The 2,305-nt window shown below is 34.7% G+C and carries 1 protein-coding gene and 2 pseudogenes; 2 read left to right on the forward strand and 1 reads right to left on the reverse strand.

Annotation, left to right across the window (positions count from 1 at the left end):
- Positions 1 to 502: pseudogene (locus tag HMPREF1640_RS06525) on the forward strand (IS982 family transposase); the annotation flags it as partial.
- A gap of 255 nt (positions 503 to 757) precedes the next feature.
- On the opposite strand, the gene HMPREF1640_RS06530 reads toward HMPREF1640_RS06525, so the two are convergent.
- The gene (locus HMPREF1640_RS06530; RefSeq protein WP_036893410.1) at positions 758 to 1,648 is read right to left on the reverse strand and encodes an acyltransferase family protein; all 891 of its coding nucleotides are present in this window, start codon (positions 1,646 to 1,648) and stop codon (positions 758 to 760) included.
- A 165-nt stretch (positions 1,649 to 1,813) separates the two neighbouring features.
- On the opposite strand from HMPREF1640_RS06530, the pseudogene HMPREF1640_RS13920 reads away from it, so the two are divergent.
- Positions 1,814 to 2,233: pseudogene (locus HMPREF1640_RS13920) on the forward strand (transposase); the annotation flags it as partial.
- Positions 2,234 to 2,305: the final 72 nt, after the last annotated feature.

Below are 2,305 nucleotides of genomic sequence, written 5' to 3' on the forward strand. Positions count from 1 at the left end.
ATATTTCAACAAGGTATTTGCTGGTTTCGCGAAGAACGGAAAAGGTACTATGGATTGGTGCCACGGCTTCAAGCCGCACCTGCTCTGCAATGACTCTAGCGAGGTTATAACATTCTGTCTTACAGGGGAAAATGTTGATGACAGAGATAAACGGGTGTAGAGCGTATTTACAAAAGTCTTGTATGGAAAAGTGTTCGCTGACAGAGGATATATCAAAAAGGAGCTCTTTGAAACATTGTTCGACCAAGGCATACATCTCGTACATGGTCTAAAAGCGAATATGAAGAATAAACTTATGCCTATGTGGGACAAAATCACGCTTAGAAAGAGATACATCATCGAATGTATCAACGAGTTGCTAAAGAACAAGGCTAACCTTGTACATTCACGGCATCGATCAATACATAATTTCATCATGAACTTGTGTTCTGCTCTTACAGCCTATTGTTTCTTTGACAATAAGCCGGAAACCCTACCGGTGCACGTAGAGAAATCAAGGTAATTGGAACTTTTCTAAGGATTTTCTTATCCCGAACTCGCGTAATTTCATAGGTATTCCATTTTATCTTGAGCCTAACATGAGACTGCGTGTCAATTTGTTTTTTTTCAACATATAAGTTATGAGGTATGTGATAGACAATATTACAACAGTTTCTAAGACAACCATTCCATATCCAAATTCTTCTCTATGTGGCACGTATGGTAATATGAAACTATTGAAGAACATAGTGCTAATAATATAGATACCAAGGCTCTTTTACCCAATTTTACCCAAAAGCATAGAGGTATTCTTACCTATGTGCTTATATGTAACTCTTATTATGATCAAAGCACATATCGCTCCTATCAATCCAATCGCATATCGGAATATGTCAATACTTAATTGGTGAAGATCTAGTTCTGGTTCGAGTTGTTTAAGATTCTTGATTATTCCTGTGCCACTTATGTATATATAATCTTCTTTGGTATATGACATATATAGTCCTACAAATGCCCCAAACAATAATAATGACAAGATAACCCTTATCTTATTGCCTAAGGATGCTATTTTGTTTGTCAGTCCATATTTATTAAACAAGTATCCTATGACAAAATAAGGATACATATATACATAGAGAGAAATTCCTAATACTCCTGGTAATAATAATGCAAAAAGACCTAAAGAAACATAGGCAATTATATTATCATTAAAATATCTGTGAACGACTAATGAAGCCATGCTACACCAAAAAATTGCCCACAAGAACCAAATTGCGCCTAAATAAGAAACAAGCTGAGAACCCAATGGAATATCAGAGCCCTCCCATATATTTTTATGCGCATCCATTATGAAGAGATAAATAGAGTTCCAAATTATTATCGGCAAAACCAACTTCGTGAATCTTGACTTTACATTTTGGCTCCAAGAATAACTTTTTATCGAATGACAGAAAAGATATCCACTGATTAGCATAAACAATGGCATATGGAAGCTATATATAGCTATAAATAAAGGATTCTCGAAAAAATCCTCATTATTGCACTCAAATGAACCATATTGGATGTTATGCCCGAAAACCACTAATATTATAGCAATTCCTTTGGCAACATCCAAATATAGATTTCGAGATCTTGAATGAGATATATTTGATTGACTATCTTTTTTCATGTTATCGTTATTTTCAACAATAAAATAAATCACTTTTTGACTTATGGTAGGTTCTATTAATCCATATATTTAACGTGAGTTCAATGAATTATAAGTGTCTGTAAATTTGGCGATTAGCGAAAATTGTTGTAACTTTATGGAATTGAATTACAAACAAAAATCGCTATGGTCGCAGAGGACAAAGTTACTGAAATATTTTGTATGGCAGATGATTTCTGCAAGTTTTTTGATGCAATGACGGCAAAATATACGCTAAAACCTACAAAAAAAAGAAACTATCATCGTAATTCCACGATGTCAAAGGCAGAAGTCATGCTAATAATGATTCTTTTTCACGACTCTGGTTATCGTTGCTTTAAACATTTCTATATTGAAAAAGTATGTAAGCATCTGCGTCATTTGTTTCCTAAAGTTGTCTCATACAACCGTATAGTAGAATTGGAAAGGGAGGTAGCCGTACCCTTAACCTTGTTTATCAAGAAGGTTCTTTTGGGCAAATGTACGGGCATAAGCTTCGTTGATAGCACACCACTGCGTGTCTGCAAGAACCAAAGAATACATATTCACAAGGTTTTCAAAGGTATACGTAGAGTCAACCAGCAAGTGTAAAATTACAAAACGTGTTTGAAGAAATCGCACTTTGGTGTAGAAAAGTCT

Source organism: Prevotella sp. S7-1-8, from assembly GCF_000758925.1.
GTDB lineage: Bacteria > Bacteroidota > Bacteroidia > Bacteroidales > Bacteroidaceae > Prevotella.

What these genes read in the sequence shown, in the direction of transcription:
- HMPREF1640_RS06530 (WP_036893410.1), bottom strand. Translation starts at nt 1,648, where the DNA reads ATGAAAAAAGATAGTCAATCAAATATATCTCATTCAAGATCTCGAAAT.